Raw genomic sequence first — 18,203 nt, forward strand, 5'->3', positions numbered from 1 at the left:
TCATCTACTCCGCTGGCTGTGACGCCTTGTCCCTATGCCCCGAAACGGCAGAGCCAGCACTCCTGTCCATCGCAATCAGCGGCAGGATGGCAAGCAGCGAGACGACAGCCACGATTGTGAAGGCCGTGTGGAAATCTGCGAGCTGCAGGTGTTCGCCCGATAGATAGCTGCTGGCTTCCAGAATGGTGGCGGCAAAGGCGACGCCGAGCGCCAGGCTGATCTGCTGCAACACCGATGACATCGACGTTGCCTGGCTTGCCTGCGCATCCTCGATATCGGCATAGCCGAGCGCGTTGGTACCGGTGAAGAAGAACGACCGGGCAAAGCCAGCGGTGACAAGACAGATCATGATCAGCGGATAGGGCGTTAACGGCGTGAAGAACGCGTTGGCGGCGGTGGTGAACGCGCCGACGATGCCCGCACCGATCAGGATGGTTCGGAAGCCCGTTGCCGCGAACACGCGCCGTGCCACGAACTTGGTGGTGATGGCACCGATGGCACCTGCAAAGGTGATCATGCCGGATTGAAACGGATTGAGCCCGAAGCCGATTTGCAGCATGAGCGGCATGAGGAATGGAATGGCACCCGTTGAAATGCGGAACAGGGTTCCGCTGACCGAAGCGGCGCGAAACGTGGCATTGCGGAAAATTTTGAAATCGAGGATCGGGGCGGGGTGAGATCTGGCATGCCGGACATACCAGTAGCCACAGATAAAACCGATGATCGTCGTCGCGATGCCGACTGAAGGCGGAAGCGCGGGGAGGCTGACGACCGAGACGCCGAAGACGACGCCCGATGCCGCGATGCCCGAGAGAATAAAGCCCTTGGTATCCATGGGCGGCGGATTGGTGGTTTCGATTTCAGGCAGATAGATCGTCGCCAGCCAGATGCCGATAAGGCCAATCGGCACATTGATCAGAAAGATCCAGTGCCACGAGAAGTAGGTGGTGATGAAGCCGCCAATGGGTGGGCCGGTGAGCGGACCCACAAGGCCGGGGATCGTCAAGAGCGCCATGGCGGAGACGAGATCGGAGCGTTTTGTGGTGCGCAGCAGCACCAGCCGTCCGACCGGCGTCATCATCGCGCCACCCATGCCCTGCAGGAAGCGGGAAACGACGAATTCGACCACCGAGGATGACACCGCGCAGAAGATTGAGCCGATGACGAAGATGGCAATGGCGATGCGGAAGATTTTCTTCGCGCCGAATTTATCCGCCATCCAGCCGCTGATGGGAATGAAGATGGCGAGCGCGACCATGTAGGACGTCAGCGCCAGCTTGAGCGTGATCGGCCCGACATTGAGATCCGCGGCAATCGCGGGCAGGGATGTCGCGATGACTGTGGAATCCATCTGCTCCATGAAAAGAGCGACGGCGAGTATAAGCGGAATGACGCGGTTCATGGGGTGATTGCGGCAAGACCGCATCCTGATAGGGTCGTTGCCTGTTACCTACGCCTGCGCGCATGATTTGCCAACTAAACATTCCTTCATTCGAAAATTCCATCACGTCTGTGTGAGACGGATCTTTCTACTCAATCCTGACGTTGAGCGATGTTAAAGCTATGGCGCTGAGGCGAATATATCTGGAGGATTTCATGAGAAATTTATTGACGATGAACAGACGCAACCTGTTTGCCACCGCAGGGCTCGGAGTGCTCGCAGCTCCCTTCGTTCTGCGTGGCACTGCCTTTGCGCAGGCAACCCAACCGCAAACGTCCATGAAGGTCGATCACGCCATGCCACCTGAAACAAATCGCTTCAAACTTGGAAATTTCGAAGTTCTCGTCGTCAAAGACGGTGCAAGACCATCCGGTAAGCCCGGTGAGACCTTCGGCACCAACCAGAATGCCGAAACCATTGGCGCCCTGCTGCAGGAAAATTTCCTGCCGACGGACCAGTTCGTCAACAGCTTCTCGCCTGCGCTCATCAATACCGGTTCCGACCTCGTTCTGTTCGATACGGGCTTTGGTGAGAGCGGTCGTGGCGCAGGAAATGGTCGCTTGATGGAAGGCCTTGCTGCCGCAGGCTTCAAGCCGGAAGACGTGACTGTCGTGGTTCTCACCCACATGCATGGTGACCATATTGGTGGCCTCATGGAAAAGGGTGCTCCTGCTTTCGCAAATGCCAGATATGTCATGGGCCAGGCTGAATATGACTTCTGGACCGACACCAAGCGCGTGGGGTCACCGGCAGAAGGCGGCCATAAGGCGGTGCTCGCCAACGTCAAGCCACTTGCGGAAAAGGCCACCTTCATCGGTGACGGCGCAACTGTCGTATCCGGCATTACCAGCGCCGCCGCATTCGGCCACTCGCCCGGCCATATGATTTTCCACGTCGAGTCGGAAGGAAAGCACCTCGTTTTGACTGCGGATACGGCCAACCACTTCGTTCTGTCGCTTCAGCGGCCTGAATGGGAAGTGCGCTTCGACATGGACAAGGCAGCCGCTGCCGCCAGCCGCAAGAAGGTGTTCGACATGGTCGCGACCGACAGATTGGCGTTCCTTGGTTACCACATGCCGTTCCCTTCTGTGGGTTATGCAGAGCGCCAGGATGTCGGCTATCGCTTCGTTCCGAAGTCCTACCAGTTCGACATCTGACACCTGCTGCATAGGTGCAACACCAAGACCCGGAACGTGTTTCCGGGTTTTTTCTATTCCCTTCCTGTCATGAACGTGTTACCAGCCCTCGCCAACTTCCAAGCAATCCTTTGCAGGGCGCCGGGGTGAACATTCGTTCCGGGACGGCCATGCATTTTCAAATTAGGAATTTGGCCATGGCTCGCATTATTCAAACCCCCACCGGTCTCGATGCCCTTACATTCGATGACGTGCTGCTTCAGCCGGGGCACTCCGAAGTCATGCCCGGCCAGACGAATATCTCCACGCGTATTGCCCGTGATATCGAACTCAACCTGCCAATCCTGTCTTCTGCCATGGACACCGTCACCGAAGGTCGTCTGGCCATTGCCATGGCACAGGCTGGCGGCATCGGCGTCATTCACCGCAACCTATCCCCGGTCGAACAGGCCGAAGAGGTACGTCAGGTCAAGAAGTTCGAAAGCGGCATGGTGGTGAACCCTGTCACGATCGGCCCGGATGCAACGCTTGCCGAAGCGCAGGCACTGATGAAGACCTACAGCATTTCCGGTATTCCGGTCGTTGAAAACGGTGGCTCCGGCGGCCACAAGACAGGCCGCCTCGTCGGCATTCTGACCAACCGCGATGTGCGCTTTGCGTCTGATCCAAGCCAGAAAATCTATGAGCTGATGACCCGTGAAAACTTGATCACGGTCAAGGAAAGCAGCGTCGATCAGCAGGAAGCGCGCCGCCTTCTGCACAAGCACCGCATTGAGAAGCTGCTGGTGGTTGATAGCGCCGGCAATTGCGTTGGCCTCATCACGGTCAAGGATATCGAAAAGTCGCAGCTGAACCCGAATGCCACCAAAGACGCGCAGGGCCGTCTTCGCGCTGCCGCTGCCATCAGCGTCGGTGCAGATGCCATCGAGCGCGCCGAGCGCCTGATCGCCGCAGGTGTCGACCTTCTGGTTATCGACACGGCCCATGGTCACTCCCAGCGCGTTCTGGATGCGGTGACCGAGGTCAAGAAGATGTCGAACGCGATTCGCATTATCGCTGGCAACGTGGCGACAGCAGATGGCACGAAGGCGCTGATCGATGCGGGTGCGGATGCCGTCAAGGTCGGTATTGGCCCGGGCTCCATTTGCACCACACGCATCGTGGCCGGCGTTGGCGTTCCACAGCTGGCTGCCATCATGTCCGCCGTTGAGGCGGCGCAGGCTGAGGACATTCCTGTGATCGCCGATGGCGGCATCAAGTTCTCCGGCGACTTTGCCAAGGCCATTGCCGCCGGTGCATCTGCGGTCATGATCGGCTCTCTGCTGGCTGGCACGGATGAAAGCCCGGGCGAAGTGTTCCTCTATCAGGGCCGCTCTTTCAAAGCCTATCGCGGCATGGGCTCTGTCGGTGCCATGGCCCGTGGTTCGGCAGACCGTTACTTCCAGGCGGAAGTGCGTGATACGCTGAAGCTGGTGCCGGAAGGCATCGAAGGTCAGGTGCCATACAAGGGTCCGGTCTCAGGCGTGCTGCACCAGCTTGCTGGCGGCCTGAAGGCTGCCATGGGCTATGTCGGCGGCGGCACCATCAAGGACTTCCAGGAGCGCGCAACCTTCGTTCGCATTTCCGGTGCGGGTCTTCGTGAAAGCCACGCCCATGATGTGACGATCACCCGCGAAAGCCCGAACTATCCCGGCGCAGTCTGATCCATCTGACAACGCACGCTCTCCGAACGCACAACGTTCGGGGAGCGTTTTTCTATAAAAGGAAGCCCGACAATGTCACCAACGACTGCCATGTTCTGGCCCATGATTGCGCATGCGGTTCTGGTCTTCGGTCTCTATGTGCTTCTTTTTATTCGTAGAAAAAAATATACATTCTCCAACAAGGAATCGTTCAAGCGCTTTCGGGATGCTGGGGAAGAGGCGGATCAAAGCCGGGTGGTGAACAAGAACCTCGCCAACCAGTTCGAACTGCCGATGCTGTTTCATGCGGCGTGTCTTTTGCTTTACATTACCGATGCCGACAACATCGCCACCATCATCCTCGCCTGGATTTTCATCGCTGCCCGTTACATCCATTCCTACGTGCATGTAACAAGCAACCGCCTGCGTTACCGCGCACCGGCCTTTGCCATCAGTTTTCTCGCGTTGATCCTCATGTGGGGCTGGCTCGGCATCTGGCTTGCGCTGGAATAGGCGTATAAGGCCTGTCTCGCAGATCGCGAAAAGTTGTTTTTCTGACCGCCCTGAGACTGCATCATTCATTGCGTATTTCCGTTAAGTGTCATGCTCCAGCAAAGCTAGATTGGAGCATACGATGACCGATGGCCCGAAGATTTCGCAGGCGATGATCGATGCATACGACGAGTACACGCATCTCAGCCTCGACCGACGCAAGTTCATGGAAAAGCTGACGCTTCTGGCAGGCTCTGGTGCAGCCGCCGCAGCCATAGCGCCCATGCTGGCCGCCTCCGGCGCTCAGGCTGCCATGGTTGCTGAGACGGACGAGCGCATCTTAGCCGAAGACATTACCTATCCCGGTGCTGATGGCGAGATGAAGGGCTACCTGGTCACGCCGAAAGATGTCTCCAAGCCACTCGGCTCGGTCATAGTCATTCACGAAAACCGGGGGCTGAATGCCCATATCCGCGATGTTGCCCGCCGCATGGCGCTAGAAGGGTTTGTTGCTCTCTCGCCAGATTTTCTGTCATCGCAGGGCGGAACGCCCGCGGATGAGGAAAAGGCGCGGGCGCTGTTTTCGGGCATGGATATGAATGCGACTGTCGCCAATGCAGAAGCCACCCGGCTGTGGCTGACGAAGCGTGCGGCATCTAACGGCAAGACGGGTGCCATGGGCTTTTGCTGGGGCGGTGGCCTCGTCAACCGTCTTTCGACCAAGTCCAGCGGTTTGAATGCAGGCGTTGCCTATTATGGTTCGCAGCCGCCGGTGGAAGACGTTCCGGCCATCACCGCGCCGCTGCTTCTGCACTATGCCGGAATGGATGAGCGGATCAATGCCGGGATCGATGCCTACCGCAAGGCGCTGGAAGCCAATGGCAAGACATTCGAGATCTTTGTCTATGACGGCGTCAACCACGCCTTCAACAACGATACGTCCTCAGCGCGCTACGACAAGGCGGCAGCCGATCTTGCCTGGAGCCGCACGGTGTCGTTTTTCACCAAGACGCTGGCTTGATTAAAGTGCCGGCTGGTGACGCTACCAGCCGGGCATAAGCTGCGCGGTGCGCAGGCGTGGCGTAGCGCGGCCAAAGGCCTTGCCATCGCTGTCGAGATCCTCAGCGGCGCTGGCTGGCGAGATGTTGTCCAGGCAGGCCGTGATGTGATCTGTGATGGCATTGATGAGGGAAGGCGAAAGGCCGGGGCGCTTCATCAAGCCGATCTGGACAGGCGGCAGGGGCGGGAAGCCATCGGCAGCTGTCAGTACCTTCATGCCGGTTCTGAGAGTGGATTCCGGCAGCACCGAGACGGCCATGCCCGCCAGAACGGCTGACGCAATGACGGTGGATGACCAGCTCGTAAACAACACCTGATAATCACGGCCATCGGCATCCAGTGCCGAAGCAGCCAATTGCCGCCAATGGCAATCGCGGCGTCCTACGGCAAGCGGCACAGGCACGTCGTCACGCAGAGGGTGGTTGGCGGACGCGACCCAGCACAGCGGCTCGGTGCGCACGATATCAGACGTGCGGGCGCGGGGATTGTGGGTCACCAGCGCTATATCCAACTCACCACGCGCCATCTTTTCTGCAAGGCTGACCGATGGCTCGCAGACAATGTAAAGCTCGACATTGGGATGGGTCTTGGCAAAGCGGCCAATGATTTCCGGCATATACCGGTCTGCATAGTCATCTGGTGTGCCGATGCGCAGCGTGCCTTCGAGCCGGTTGTCGTCAAAGGCAGCGACGGCCTCGTTGTTGAGGCGAATGATACGGCGCGCATAATGCATCAGCTTTTCACCCTCTGCGGTCAGCCGGTTGCCGCGTCCATCCTTGGCAAAAAGCTGCTTGCCCAGCCGCTCCTCCAGGCGCCGCATCTGCATGGAGACAGCCGATTGCGTCTTGAAAACCCGGTCGGCTGCCTTGGTGAAACTACCCGCATCGATGATGGCAATGAATGTGTGCAACTGGTCAATATCGAGGGGTGCGGACATCGCGTGCCATCCATAAGAATGATTGATGTCTGACATTAGAAACATTCGTTGGACTGATCAATAGTCTTGCGACATTTTGACGCCAGAAACATCAATCAACCAAATGGTCATCCAAGGATGATCGAACCGGCGGCCTCCACACATGGGTGTGCAGGCTTTGTCTCATCGTGCCTGAATGAAGGATAGTGTTATGCGCACGGCAGTACGGAAGATGGAACTGGGCTTATTCGCACCTCGGGCTGCGACCCTTGAAGTGGTCGTTGCCAGCGTGGCCAAAGGATTCCGCACGTTTCTGCGCCGCATTGCCAACCGCATCGCCGCTAACAGGCTCAATGAGATGGATGACCATCAACTGGCCGATATCGGCCTGACACGCAGTGATCTGAAAAATGCATTCGACGCGGGTCTCACTTCGGACCCAACCACGCGGCTGGCCCATTGCGCCAGAACGGCTGCCGCAAAAGCCCTCTAGCGGCGGCTCGACAGTTTCCCCGCAGGGTGATTGCCAATAACCCTGCCTTTGCCCGGTGTCTGCGCTTGCGCTGCACCGGGCTTTTTTGTGCGTCACTTTTAGTATTGATATTCGTCGAAGACCGGCAGGACAGACTGGTTCCAGCGACCATTGTAGGCGGCCAGCAGGTCCTCGGCCAGAGTTGCTTTCTTGGCCAAAACCTCTTCCAACGGGTTGAGGAACACGCTCTCGTCCTGGCCCTCTTCATTCAGACGCTTGCGGTTGCGCAGTCCGTCGCGGGAGATGGACACGGTTTCACGCGCCACATCCATCACGGAGCGACCAGCCACGGTGGCTTTGAGGCCTTGGACCGGGACTGTGTCGCGCATGGCGACGACGTCTTCAACTGTCCAGTCCGCCGTCAGCTCATCGGCAGCGGTAAGGGCGCTGTCATCGTAGAGGAGACCGACCCAATAGGCGGGCAGGGCACAGATGCGGCGCCATGGGCCACCGTCTGCACCACGCATTTCCAGGAAGCGCTTCAGGCGCACATCCGGGAACAGGGTCGAGAGGTGGTTAGTCCAGTCACCCAGGTTCGGTTCCCACTCGGCAATCTGGCCCTTCAACGCGCCGTTCATGAACTGGCGGAAGGTGATGTCGGTACAGTCACGGTATCTGCCATGACGCACGATGAAATACATCGGCACATCCAGCGCCCATTCAACATAATGGTGGAAGCCAAAATCAGGCTGGAAGGCGAAGGGCAGCACGCCAGAGCGGCCATTATCGGTGTCGCGCCAGATATCGCCGCGCCAGGACAGAAGGCCATTCGGCTTGCCTTCGGTAAACGGAGAGGAGGCAAACAGCGCCGTTGCCAGCGATTGCAGCTTCATGGAAACGCGCATCTTGCGACGCATATCCTCTTCCGAAGAGAAGTCGAGATTAACCTGGATCGTACAAGTGCGGTACATCATATCCAGACCATGGCTACCGACCTTTGGCATATAGCGTGTCATGATCGCATAGCGGGATTTCGGCATTTGCGGCGTTTCGTCATAGGTCCAGAGCGGGCTGCCGCCTATGCCGAGAAAGCGAATGCCCATAGGCTCGGCAATCTCGCGCAACATTGCCAGATGCCGGTTGGATTCCTTGCAGGTCTCATGCAGGGTTTCGAGTGGCGCGCCCGAGAGTTCGAACTGTCCACCCGGCTCGATGGAAATGGCACCCATGCCGCTCTGCTCGCTGAGGCCAATGATGTTGCCTTCGTCGATGATGGGTTCCCAGCCGAGCTTTTCCTGCATGCCTTTCAGAAGCGCTGAAATGCTGGCATCGCCAAAATAGGGAACAGGCTTGTTGCCATCGCGGAAGAAGGCAAACTTCTCATGCTCGGTGCCGATACGGAATTTTTCAACCGGCTTGCAGCCTTGCGCCAGATAGTCGGTCAATTCCTGCGTCGAGGAAATGGGGGTCTGGTCGGTCGTGTCGCGGGCCATGAAATTACCTTGTGGTCGATGTTGCCAATCTGGCTTTAATTCGCTGATAGGGTGCCGCACCGTGGCGCGCAAATGAATTTCTTTCAAGCATGGATTTACGGCTTATGTTGTGCGCCGTGACCAGCCTGACAAGTCGCTATTTCCAGTCACCCAGCGTTGCCTGAATGACAGCAAGCGCAGCAACCGCTGCCGTATCTGCCCGCAAAATCCGAGGTCCAAGCGGAATGGGTGTCACGGATGGATGGTCGCGCAGAATTTGCTGCTCCTCCTTCGAAAAGCCTCCTTCAGGACCGACCAACAAGGCGAGCTGTTTTTCCTCGATTGCGCTGAGGATCGGCAAAGGGTTCTGGCCTTCGTCGCCCTCATCGCAATAGATGATGCGGCGGGAGGCGGGCCATGTTTCGAGAAGGTCTTTGAGTTTTACCGGCTCCTCGACCTCTGGCACGGCCAGAATGCCGCACTGTTCGGCAGCTTCGATCACATTGGCGCGAAGTTTGTCGAGATTGGTGATCTTGCCCTGAACATGCTGCGTCATGACCGGTTGAAGCACACCAGCGCCCATCTCCACGGCCTTTTGCACCAGATAGTCCATGCGACCTGTCTTGAGCGGCGCAAAGAGATAGTGAAGATCGGGTTTGGACGGCTGCGGTCGTGTCTGCTCGATCGGTGTCAGCAGAATTTTCTTGCGGGTGGGGTAGGTGATTTGCGCCATCCACTCGCCATCCCGGCCGTTGAACAGCAGAATGTCCGCGCCATCCGCCATCCGCAACACATTGGCCAGATAGTTGAACTGATCGCTGTCAGCCTCGATGGCATCAACCGCGCTCAATGGCTGGCTGACGTAAAGACGTTGCATTCTGAAGTTGGCGCGCATGTTTCCGTTCGACCGAATTGAGAGCTCTAAAGCCTGATAAACAGAATATACATGATTCCATAACAGGTTGCCGACAAGGCTGCGCTGACCGGAACGGTGATGATCCAGGCGGCGATAATCGTCATGAAATGCGAGCGGCGGACGAGATAGCGGCGGCTGACCTCGGATGAGTTTTCCGTGTCTTCAACCTGTCTGTCGCTGCCTGTTTCCAGCCGCTGACGTGCTCTTTGCATGTACCATTCACGGAAAAAGCCGACGCCGAACACAGCGCCGATAGCCGTGTGCGTGGTGCTGACAGGCATGCCGAAACGAGAGGCGACGAGAACTGTCAGCGCAGTCGAAACCGATATGCAAAAAGCCCGCATGGGGTTGAGCTTGGTGATCTGTTCACCCACCAGACGGATCAGGCGTGGCCCAAACAGCAGAATACCGCAGGACAAGCCGAAGGCGCCAATCAGCATCACCCATTCGGGTGCCCGATCCGTCTCACTGACAACAACGCCCTGCGTTGCGCGCACGATGGCAACCACGGGGCCGATGGCGTTCGAAACGTCGTTGGCACCGTGCGCAAAAGACATCAGGCCGGCAGCCAGAATGAGGGGCCACTGAAACATCTTGCGCAGCGACTGATTGCGGTTCTCCAGCCCTTCAGACTGCCTGGCGATCAGCGGTATGCACAGACGCCAGCTGATGAAGCCAACCGCAAGCCCCGACAATATTGCCGTTTGGTAGGAGACGGTGACCACATGGTGAAACCCGACCCAGATGAGATAGGCCGTGAACACGCCGCTCATGATGCCGATCAGCACCGGCACCCACGTCCGCGCAGCGGCAATCTTGTCCGTGCGGTAGATGATATATTTGTTGATGAAGGCGAGCAGAAGAATGGCAAAAAAGGCACTGATGAAGGGCGTTGCGACCCAGGTCATGGCAATGCGGCTCAATGAAAACCAGTCCACCGCCGCAAAGCCATAGGCAGCGGTACCCGCGCCCGCCACCCCGCCGACAACGGTGTGCGTGGTTGAAATGGGAGCCTTGAGATAATTGGAAAGATTGACCAGCAAGGCAGCGGTCATGAGTGCCGACAGCATGGCCCATGCAAAGATGGAGCTTTCGGGAATGGACCGGGTATTGATGATCCCGCTCGAAATGGTTTCCACCACGTTGCCGCCGGTGATGACCGCACCCATGACTTCGCAAATGGCACCAATGATGAGCGCTGCCGCCAAGGGTAACGCCTTTGCGCCAACTGCGGGCCCCACATTGTTGGCCACATCCTTCGCGCCAATATTCATGGCCATGTAGGCGCCGATAATGACGGCCGCAAAGACTATCCCCGCGCCGGGCTGGTCCATGACAAACACGCTGGCTACAAGTGCCGAAAGCATGAGAAAAAGCAGGCCCAGACCTACGGACGTCATGCCCCGCGTCAAATGGAAACCGGCCTCCTCGACAAGCGTCAGCTTGTCCAGATCCTTGTCCAGCGTCGGTTTCATGCGATTGTTGGGTGGTTGCGCCATGGGTCTGCTTTCGGCTGCGGCATTCACCGCATATGCAGGCGCAAGCGGTCCGTAGAAATTATAGGTTTACGATTTTTAGCGGCGGTTGCTGTTGCGTTTGCGCCATTTGCTTGTCGAAAGAAAGGAAAAGTTCTTTCAGTTCCGGTTCGTTCACACGCAGCGCGGCTTCCTGCGGGCTGACCCACTCCAGCGTGCGGCTCTCTTTCTCGGGAAAGTTTTTCAACAAGTCGGCAACTTCCAGTAGATGCACCTGCACGCGGCAGAGAACGTTCATTCCATTGCGCATCTTCTTGTCATAGGTGAAAAATCCGAAATGGTCTTTCTCGACACGCCCCCGGACACCGGCTTCCTCATAGGCTTCACGCTCGGCAACGGCATGCGCCTTCTTGCCCTCCATCGGCCAACCCTTGGGGATGACCCAACGGCCCGTGTCGCGGCTGGTCAAAAGAAGAACCTCCACATCGCCGCTCTTCTTGGCACGACGATAGCAAAGCGCCGCATATTGCTGCCGCGGTGGACGGCGCAAAATCAAGCGAACATCATTTGCCAGTCGGTTCAGAAGTTTCAATTCATGTGGTCCTTATGTCGATTTGTCTAGTATAAAATATCCGTCCCCATATAGCCAGTTCCTCATGGCCATATCGAAGCATGGAATGTAAAACGATTCGCTAAATTGTCAGGTTGTTGCAACCTAAGGTCAAGGCTATGAGAGTGAATGCTCAAGCATATTTCATGTTGAGCACATATTTTTTGTGATCAAAATGACGTCCGTCAAGACAACCAGTGCTGCAAGCCGGATATAACGCCGTCGGCTTCATTTTCAAGGGCGCAGAAAATATTATCCTGCCCTACGGCCAATGCTTTCAGTTCCGGTAAGGCATTGGCAACGGCAATACCGCGCACGCCGGTAAGCTCAAACATTGCCCGGTCGTTGCCCGTATCACCAGCGACCAAAACCTCATCAAGACCAATTGCCAGATGGCGGCACAGCCATGTGAGGGCGGCACCCTTGTCCGCTGCTTTCGGCAAGATATCGAGATCCCTCTGGCTGGAATAAACAATGCGTGCGTCTATTCCATTCTCCGCCATGAGCCGCTCGATGCCGGCAATGTCGTCGGCCTTTGCGTCGTGCAGATACCAGCTGGATTTCAAGCCGTGCTGGTAACGTTCCGGCTGGGTGGTGATGCCCGTGAAGCCCGAAACAAGCGATTTGATCTTATCAATATCGAAAGCCTGACCAAGCGATGCCGTGTAAGCCGTTTCCAATGACGGTTCGTCACGGCATGACAGCATCGTTCCAACACCGCCAATGACGTAGTCCGGTGAGGGCAGCGGAACCTGTTTCATCAGGTCGAACTGGTCATCGAGCAGCCGCCCGCTGTTGAAAACAAGCAACGGACGGTTATCTTCCGGCAGTGACTGCCAGAAGTTGCGGAAACGGGCCGTTGCAGCATTGTCGCCCACAACGGTGCCGTCGAGATCTGTCGAGAAAATGCGAAGCTTTTTCAATCGCCATCATTCCATGGTTCAGCCCAGTCCGACTCCTCCAGAACAGGCATCATCGGGCGTCCTTCGACAACGGCCAGCAGCTGCTGTGCAATGCCGGTCCAGGTGAAAAGGCTGCGGGCCTTGTGTGCGCCCATGCGTGACAGGCGGCCATAGAGGCGCTCATGCTTGAGCGGCTTCATCATGGTGATACCCAGATCCTCCTTGTCGAAAGGATCGGCAAACAGCGCATGGCGCCCGTAGCTGACCGCGCGGAACAGGCCGCCATGAATGGTGACCACAGTTGGCGTGCCGCTGGCCATGGCTTCGATGGCGGTCATGCCAAAGGGTTCGTACCGGCTGGAAAGCACGAACATATCGGCGGCACGGTAGATGTCGGGCAGGTCCTCATCGGCAACATAACCGGAAAAAATCACCTTATCCTCGAGGTTTAGCGACTTTACCCGCTCCTTGAGATGATTGAGGATTGTCGTTTCCTGCTCGTCCATATTCTCGCCGCCGACGGCCAGATGCAGCCGGGCGTCCGGTTCGCGTTCGATGAGCACCGAAAACCCGTCGATCAGCAGGTCATAGCCCTTGTTTGTCGCAAGACGCCCCAGCGCCAGAACCGTCTTGCCCTCGAAGCCAAAACGCTGACGCAGCATCTGCCGCGAACCTTCTGACACCGGGAAGAACCGGTTGTCGTCGTAACCCGGCGGGATCATGTGGATGTGCTTGCGCTTCAGGCCGTAATCTTCGATCAGCACGTCCAGCTGCACCGGCGTCGTGGCAATGACCATGTCGCAGCTGCGATAGACGATCAGCTCATGCTGTATGCGTTCCTTGAAATTGAATTCCAGTTCGAACGTATCCGCCTTTTCCGGATAATCGGTCTCCATCTGGCGCTTTTTCCAGATGCCGATGGAGTGTGGCGTGTGAAGGTGTGACACCTTCAAGGCCTCCGAAAGACGCTGACCGGCAACACCTGCGTCCCAGTAATGGCTGTTGATGAAGGTGTAATTCAGGTTGTTTTTTTTGATGAAGCGAAGCGCGTTTTCGCACCATTCCATCATGTGGCGGTGGAGATATTCCTTTGGAATGAAATCCTTGCCGCCGCAGGGAATGCGAACGACGCGAACCCGCTCATCAACTTCGTCGAACTCAGGCTGGTCTTCAAATTGGCGGGTGTAGAGATCGACCGTGTATCCAAGCTGCCCAAGTTTTCGAGCCAGCTCCAAGACATAAACGACCTGTCCTCCGGTATCGGCAGCGCCTAGCGGCGGGTGCGCGGCGACATAGCCATGTGTCGATATGAGTGCTATCCGGGGATAGCGTTCAGTTTCGCTCAAGGTCATCAATAGCGTCCCATCGTAGTAAAAAATTCCATTAACCACATGAAAATGGCTCCTTTCCGAAAAGGTTCCATCAAAAAATGATAAAATCTGTCAATCTCGGTCGCTTCCGCAAGATTTTAAGGCGCTGTTACGGACAGGCTCTCTTCCCCAGAGTGTCGAGATACAAGGCCCATACAGACGCTCCATATGCGGCTAATCCACGGCTTGCTTCTCAACTGTAAAGCCCGATAACATGGGGCATGCATCGCAAGGAGGAGGCCTGTGGAGCAATCATGTCGCAAACCATAGAGTTCCTGAAGCCCAGCGCCTCGGTGTTGGACAACCGAGCCAGAATTGTAGCGGACCTGACCGATCTTCTGCCGCCCGAATGCCTCGTGCATGAGGAGCGGGAGCTTGTCCCGTTCGAGACGGATGCCTTCGTGTCCTATCGCAAGCTTCCGCTGGCGGTCGCCCTGCCCAAGACGACGGCACAGGTTGCTGCGGTGATGAAATATTGCCACCGCTATGGCATTCCCATCGTGCCGCGCGGTGCAGGCACGTCCCTATCAGGCGGCGCTATTCCGCAGGAAGATGCTGTGGTCATCGGCCTGTCGAAAATGTCGCAAATCCTGGAGTTCGATTTTTTCAACCGGGTTGCCACGGTGCAGGCAGGCGTCACAAACCTTTCAATCTCCGATGCCGCCGGGCCGCAGGGATTTTTCTATGCGCCAGACCCAAGTTCGCAGCTGGCGTGCACCATTGGCGGCAATGTCGGCATGAATTCCGGCGGCGCCCACTGCCTGAAATACGGCGTCACCACCAACAATCTGCTGGGCGTCAAGATGGTGATGGTGGATGGCACGGTGCTGGAGCTGGGCGGCAAGCATCTGGATGCCAGCGGTTACGATTTGCTCGGCCTCGTCTGCGGTTCGGAGGGCCAACTCGGCATCGTCACTGAAGCCACGGTGCGGTTGATCGCGAAGCCGGAAGGCGCACGTCCCGTTCTCTTCGGTTTCGATACGTCAGAACAGGCCGGTTCCTGCGTGGCGGATATTATCGGCTCAGGCATCATTCCCGTGGCCATCGAATTCATGGACAAACCGGCCATCGAAATCTGCGAGGCTTTCGCCCATGCGGGATATCCGACGGATGTCGGCGCGCTGCTGATCGTCGAAGTCGAAGGGTCGGAAGCCGAGATGGACGCCATGCTGGCCGATATCGTCGCCATCGCCCGCCAGCATGCGGTCAAGACCGTGCGTGAATGTCAGTCGGCCATGGAGGCCGCTGCCATCTGGAAAGGTCGCAAATCCGCCTTTGGGGCAACGGGACGTATCTCGGACTACATCTGTATGGACGGGACTGTGCCTCTCAGCCAACTGTCCTATGTGCTGCAGAAAACCAGCGAGATTACCGATAGTTTCGGCCTTCGCGTCGCCAATGTCTTCCATGCTGGCGATGGCAACATGCATCCTCTCATTCTGTTCAACGCCAATGACCCCGTTGAGGCCGCCAAGGCGGAAGAGGCGGGAAACCAGATTTTGCGCCTTTGCGTGGATGCCGGTGGGTGCCTCACGGGCGAGCACGGCGTTGGCATTGAAAAGCGCGATCTGATGCGTCATCAATTTTCCGATGCCGATCTGGCGCAGCAGATGGCCGTGCGGTTCGCCTTTGATGATGGTTGGCTTCTCAACCCCTCCAAGGTCTTCCCGCTGGAAGGGCGCCCCGCCTCATGAGTGACATGCTGTTACCCGCTAGTGAAATGGAAGCCGCTGACCTCATTCGTGGCCATGCCGCTGCACGGCAAGTGCTGGCGATCATTGGCGGTAACACCCGATCGGGATTTGGAAACCGGGTGGAAGCAGATGCGTGCCTCTCCTCACGTGCTTTGAGCGGTATCGTTGCCTATAATCCAGCCGAAATGGTCATGACGGTGCGAGCCGGTACGCCGGTCGCCGAGGTTGAGGCTGCACTTTCTGCCGCCAATCAGATGATGGCGTTCGAGCCGGTGGATCATCGTGCTGTGATGGGAACGGTGGGCGAACCCACGATTGGCGGTGTCTTTGCTGCCAATGTTTCCGGCCCCCGACGCTACGTGGCGGGTGCAGCACGAGACAGCCTGCTCGGCATTCGCTTCATCAATGGCAAAGGAGAAGCCATCAAGGCCGGTGGCCGGGTGATGAAGAACGTGACCGGGCTTGATCTGGTCAAGCTGCTGGCCGGGTCCTATGGCACGCTGGGTTTTCTGACAGAGGTCACATTCCGCGTTCTGCCGGTGCCGCCTGCGCAGACGACGCTTGTTCTCTCAGGCCTTGAAGATGAAGCGGCAACCCATGTCATGGCGGCAGCCATGGCGACCAGCATGGAGGTTTCGGGAGCGGCGCATCTGCCCGAAAGCGTCAGGTCGCGTTTTCTGGGCGGGTCTTTGCCCGATGGTGCGGCAACGGTGCTGCGGCTGGAGGGGTTAAAGGCGTCGGTGCAGGTGCGGTCGCAGAATTTGCAAACCGTGCTGGGCAAGGTGGCGCCTTCGATATTGCTGTCCAGGCAAGAGAGCCAATCGCTCTGGCACGACATCCGCGATATCGCGCCCTATGCCGGCAACGCCGCCAAGCCCCTCTGGCGTGTGTCGGTTGCACCTTCGCAAGGCCATAAGCTGGTGGCGGCGTTGCGCCTCGAAACAGGGATCGATGCCTTCTACGACTGGCAAGGCGGTCTGGTCTGGATGCAGATGGAGGCTGACCCCGAGGCGACCTTGCTGCGCAAATACGTAAAAGCGCTGGGCGGCGGCCATGCCACATTGGTGCGGGCGCCTGTGCGCAGCGATGTGGCCGCGTTCGAGCCGCTGTCGCCAGCAGAAATGATGCTTTCAGCCCGCATCAGGGAAAAGCTCGACCCGGCGGGAATTTTCAACCCCGGCAAGATGGGTGCCGTGACCCGAACCCACGCTGAAAAAGGCTCCGCCTGATGCAAACCTCCTTCACGCCACAGCAACTCGCTGATCCCAACGTCGCTCAGTCCGAGAAGATCCTGCGCAAATGTGTGCATTGTGGTTTCTGCACGGCGACATGTCCGACCTATGTGACGCTGGGAAACGAGCTGGATAGCCCGCGCGGTCGCATCTATCTCATCAAGGATATGCTGGAAAACGACCGCCCGGCTGACGCCCAAGTGGTGACGCATATTGACCGATGCCTTTCCTGCCTGTCATGCGTGAGCACCTGTCCGTCGGGCGTCGATTATATGCATCTGATCGATCACGCCCGCGCTCACATCGAAAAGACATATAAGAGACCCTTCTGGGACAGGCTGATGCGCAATGTGCTGACCCGCGTGCTGCCATATCCCAACCGGTTTCGCGCGGCACTCACGCTTGCCCGTCTTGGCCAGCCTTTCGCGCCCATGTTTCGCAAGAGCAAGGCGTTGAAGCCCTTGGCGTCGATGCTCGATCTGGCTCCGAAAGGCGCCCCACCCATATCCGCCTTCGCAAATCCCGGCATTCACCCAGCGCAGGTCGCAAAGCGCGGTCGGGTGGTGATGTTGACCGGTTGCGCCCAGCCGGTGCTGGACCCCGGCATCAACGATGCTGCCATTCGGCTTTTGACCCGGCTCGGCATTGAGATTGTGTTGCCGCAGGGAGAGAGTTGCTGCGGGGCGCTGGTGCACCACATGGGGCGGGAGCAGCAGGCGCTTGCTTCGGCACGCCACAATGTCGATGTCTGGACGCGCGAGATCGAGCAGGGCGGGATCGATGCCATCATCATCACCGCATCCGGCTGCGGCACCACCATCAAGGATTATGGGCACATGCTGCGGCTCGATGCCGCCTATGCTGAAAAAGCGCAGCGCGTATCTGCGCTGGCAAAGGATATCACCGAATATCTCTCAACGCTTGACCTGCCGCCTCTGGAGCGGAACGGCCTGACGGTGGCCTATCATTCGGCATGCTCCATGCAGCATGGCCAGAAGATCACGGCTCAACCGAAACTCTTGCTCAAAGCAGCGGGATTTGTGGTTCGCGACCCTGCCGAAGGGCATCTCTGTTGTGGCTCGGCAGGCACCTACAATATTTTGCAGCCGGAAATTTCCGCGCAGCTGAAGGCCCGCAAGGTTAGGAATATCGAGGCGACGAAGGCTGATATCATCGCCACCGGCAATATTGGCTGCATGACGCAGATTGCCAGCGCGGCTTCAATGCCCATTCTCCACACGGTTGAATTGCTGGACTGGGCCTATGGCGGCAAAAAACCCGGAAAAATCGCCAGAATCAACGAAAAACGGGCGGTTTGACCCGCCCGTTTTCCT

At 57.7% G+C, this 18,203-nt stretch carries 16 protein-coding genes; 8 read left to right on the forward strand and 8 right to left on the reverse strand.

What is annotated here, in order from left to right; genetic code table 11:
* Positions 1-4: 4 nt before the first annotated feature.
* Positions 5-1,402 (reverse strand): MDR family MFS transporter, encoded by a 1,398-nt coding sequence (locus ACQZ51_RS02550; protein ID WP_448774972.1) that lies wholly within the window; start codon positions 1,400-1,402, stop codon positions 5-7.
* 212 nt (positions 1,403-1,614) lie between these two features.
* On the opposite strand from ACQZ51_RS02550, the gene ACQZ51_RS02555 reads away from it, so the two are divergent.
* The 4 genes from ACQZ51_RS02555 (at position 1,615) to ACQZ51_RS02570 (ending at position 5,772) form a co-directional block, all read left to right on the forward strand.
* Positions 1,615-2,598 carry an MBL fold metallo-hydrolase gene (locus ACQZ51_RS02555; RefSeq protein ID WP_448775739.1) on the forward strand — a complete coding sequence of 328 codons (984 nt, stop codon included), beginning with the start codon at positions 1,615-1,617 and terminating at the stop codon, positions 2,596-2,598.
* Positions 2,599-2,774: 176 nt separating this feature from the next.
* Entirely contained in the window at positions 2,775-4,280 is a 1,506-nt protein-coding gene (gene guaB / locus ACQZ51_RS02560; protein ID WP_448774973.1) for an IMP dehydrogenase, read from the forward strand.
* Between the two features lie 72 nt (positions 4,281-4,352).
* Positions 4,353-4,772, forward strand: coding sequence for an MAPEG family protein (locus tag ACQZ51_RS02565; protein ID WP_448774975.1), 420 nt, complete (start codon positions 4,353-4,355; stop codon positions 4,770-4,772).
* 121 nt (positions 4,773-4,893) lie between these two features.
* A complete protein-coding gene (locus ACQZ51_RS02570) occupies positions 4,894-5,772 on the forward strand; it encodes a dienelactone hydrolase family protein (protein ID WP_448774976.1) in 879 nt (292 codons plus the stop codon).
* Positions 5,773-5,793: 21 nt separating this feature from the next.
* On the opposite strand, the gene ACQZ51_RS02575 is transcribed toward ACQZ51_RS02570, so the two are convergent.
* The gene (locus ACQZ51_RS02575; RefSeq protein ID WP_042619109.1) at positions 5,794-6,747 is read right to left on the reverse strand and encodes a LysR substrate-binding domain-containing protein; all 954 of its coding nucleotides are present in this window, start codon (positions 6,745-6,747) and stop codon (positions 5,794-5,796) included.
* Between the two features lie 190 nt (positions 6,748-6,937).
* Between ACQZ51_RS02575 and ACQZ51_RS02580 the strand changes: the two genes are divergently transcribed.
* Positions 6,938-7,219 (forward strand): DUF1127 domain-containing protein, encoded by a 282-nt coding sequence (locus ACQZ51_RS02580; protein ID WP_448774978.1) that lies wholly within the window; start codon positions 6,938-6,940, stop codon positions 7,217-7,219.
* 98 nt (positions 7,220-7,317) lie between these two features.
* Here the strand turns inward: ACQZ51_RS02580 and ACQZ51_RS02585 are convergent, their stop codons facing one another.
* The 6 genes from ACQZ51_RS02585 to ACQZ51_RS02610 form a co-directional block, all read right to left on the reverse strand.
* Positions 7,318-8,691: a glutamate--cysteine ligase gene (locus ACQZ51_RS02585; RefSeq protein ID WP_448774980.1), complete on the reverse strand. Its 1,374-nt coding sequence runs from the start codon at positions 8,689-8,691 to the stop codon at positions 7,318-7,320.
* A 136-nt stretch (positions 8,692-8,827) separates the two neighbouring features.
* Positions 8,828-9,565, reverse strand: a complete 738-nt coding sequence (locus tag ACQZ51_RS02590) for a 16S rRNA (uracil(1498)-N(3))-methyltransferase (RefSeq protein WP_448774982.1) — start codon at positions 9,563-9,565, stop codon at positions 8,828-8,830.
* 26 nt (positions 9,566-9,591) lie between these two features.
* A complete protein-coding gene (locus ACQZ51_RS02595; protein ID WP_448774984.1) occupies positions 9,592-11,085 on the reverse strand; it encodes an inorganic phosphate transporter in 1,494 nt (497 codons plus the stop codon).
* Between the two features lie 58 nt (positions 11,086-11,143).
* A complete protein-coding gene (locus tag ACQZ51_RS02600) occupies positions 11,144-11,653 on the reverse strand; it encodes an NUDIX hydrolase (RefSeq protein ID WP_448774986.1) in 510 nt (169 codons plus the stop codon).
* Positions 11,654-11,856: 203 nt separating this feature from the next.
* Positions 11,857-12,594 (reverse strand): HAD-IIB family hydrolase, encoded by a 738-nt coding sequence (locus tag ACQZ51_RS02605; protein ID WP_448774987.1) that lies wholly within the window; start codon positions 12,592-12,594, stop codon positions 11,857-11,859.
* Positions 12,591-13,925 (reverse strand): glycosyltransferase family 4 protein, encoded by a 1,335-nt coding sequence (locus ACQZ51_RS02610; protein ID WP_243256612.1) that lies wholly within the window; start codon positions 13,923-13,925, stop codon positions 12,591-12,593. The genes ACQZ51_RS02605 and ACQZ51_RS02610 overlap by 4 nt, the downstream gene beginning before the upstream one ends.
* 272 nt (positions 13,926-14,197) lie before the next feature.
* On the opposite strand from ACQZ51_RS02610, the gene ACQZ51_RS02615 reads away from it, so the two are divergent.
* From ACQZ51_RS02615 to glcF, 3 genes are read left to right on the forward strand one after another with little or no spacing between them, the layout of a single operon-like run.
* Positions 14,198-15,637, forward strand: coding sequence for an FAD-linked oxidase C-terminal domain-containing protein (locus ACQZ51_RS02615; protein ID WP_448774989.1), 1,440 nt, complete (start codon positions 14,198-14,200; stop codon positions 15,635-15,637).
* A gap of 5 nt (positions 15,638-15,642) precedes the next feature.
* Positions 15,643-16,866: a glycolate oxidase subunit GlcE gene (gene glcE / locus ACQZ51_RS02620; protein ID WP_448775741.1), complete on the forward strand. Its 1,224-nt coding sequence runs from the start codon at positions 15,643-15,645 to the stop codon at positions 16,864-16,866.
* The gene (gene glcF, locus ACQZ51_RS02625; protein ID WP_448774990.1) at positions 16,866-18,188 is read left to right on the forward strand and encodes a glycolate oxidase subunit GlcF; all 1,323 of its coding nucleotides are present in this window, start codon (positions 16,866-16,868) and stop codon (positions 18,186-18,188) included. The genes glcE and glcF overlap by 1 nt, the downstream gene beginning before the upstream one ends.
* Positions 18,189-18,203: the final 15 nt, after the last annotated feature.

The organism is Agrobacterium sp. CG674, from assembly GCF_053521645.1.

Bases quoted from the DNA above. Each gene is read 5' to 3' on its own strand.
- glcF (WP_448774990.1), top strand. From the start codon at position 16,866: ATGCAAACCTCCTTCACGCCACAGCAACTCGCTGATCCCAACGTCGCT.
- guaB (WP_448774973.1), top strand. From the start codon at position 2,775: ATGGCTCGCATTATTCAAACCCCCACCGGTCTCGATGCCCTTACATTC.
- ACQZ51_RS02565 (WP_448774975.1), top strand. From the start codon at position 4,353: ATGTCACCAACGACTGCCATGTTCTGGCCCATGATTGCGCATGCGGTT.
- ACQZ51_RS02555 (WP_448775739.1), top strand. From the start codon at position 1,615: ATGAACAGACGCAACCTGTTTGCCACCGCAGGGCTCGGAGTGCTCGCA.
- ACQZ51_RS02570 (WP_448774976.1), top strand. From the start codon at position 4,894: ATGACCGATGGCCCGAAGATTTCGCAGGCGATGATCGATGCATACGAC.
- ACQZ51_RS02590 (WP_448774982.1), bottom strand. From the start codon at position 9,565: ATGCGCGCCAACTTCAGAATGCAACGTCTTTACGTCAGCCAGCCATTG.
- ACQZ51_RS02550 (WP_448774972.1), bottom strand. From the start codon at position 1,402: ATGAACCGCGTCATTCCGCTTATACTCGCCGTCGCTCTTTTCATGGAG.
- ACQZ51_RS02585 (WP_448774980.1), bottom strand. From the start codon at position 8,691: ATGGCCCGCGACACGACCGACCAGACCCCCATTTCCTCGACGCAGGAA.
- ACQZ51_RS02580 (WP_448774978.1), top strand. From the start codon at position 6,938: ATGCGCACGGCAGTACGGAAGATGGAACTGGGCTTATTCGCACCTCGG.
- ACQZ51_RS02595 (WP_448774984.1), bottom strand. From the start codon at position 11,085: ATGGCGCAACCACCCAACAATCGCATGAAACCGACGCTGGACAAGGAT.
- ACQZ51_RS02575 (WP_042619109.1), bottom strand. From the start codon at position 6,747: ATGTCCGCACCCCTCGATATTGACCAGTTGCACACATTCATTGCCATC.
- ACQZ51_RS02615 (WP_448774989.1), top strand. From the start codon at position 14,198: ATGTCGCAAACCATAGAGTTCCTGAAGCCCAGCGCCTCGGTGTTGGAC.
- ACQZ51_RS02610 (WP_243256612.1), bottom strand. From the start codon at position 13,925: ATGACCTTGAGCGAAACTGAACGCTATCCCCGGATAGCACTCATATCG.
- glcE (WP_448775741.1), top strand. From the start codon at position 15,643: ATGCTGTTACCCGCTAGTGAAATGGAAGCCGCTGACCTCATTCGTGGC.